The sequence below is a fragment of the Ruminococcus sp. AM26-12LB genome, from assembly GCF_003480785.1.
Lineage (GTDB): Bacteria > Bacillota > Clostridia > Lachnospirales > Lachnospiraceae > Blautia_A > Blautia_A fusiformis.
In genome coordinates, this window is sequence record NZ_QUJX01000046.1 from 441 (window position 1) to 755 (window position 315).

1 pseudogene is annotated in these 315 nt (G+C 29.2%); it reads right to left on the minus strand.

The annotated features are described in order from the left end of the window. Window positions 1-315 (minus strand): annotated as a pseudogene (locus DW694_RS17385) (RNA-guided endonuclease TnpB family protein); the annotation flags it as partial.

Sequence of the window (315 nt, forward strand, 5' to 3'; positions counted from 1 at the left end):
TAAACTCAAAAAACCCCTGATTCTGAACTGCTTTTGATAAATGTCTATTTTTCATCATTCCACTAACATTCAAATCTTCAATACAAATAAATCTTGGTTTTCGACTTACAATTTCAGATGTAGTCTGATTCAAATAGTTCTTACGGATATTTGTTAATCTGTGATTTCGTTTTAATAAAAGTTTTTCCTTTTTGATTACATTATTTGTTTTGCAGTAACTTTCTCCTTTCTTATTTTTCTCGTAAGAGCGAGAGATACTACGCTGTAATCTGCGTTTCTGTTTTTCTAGTTTCTTTACTTTCTGACTTTTATTGA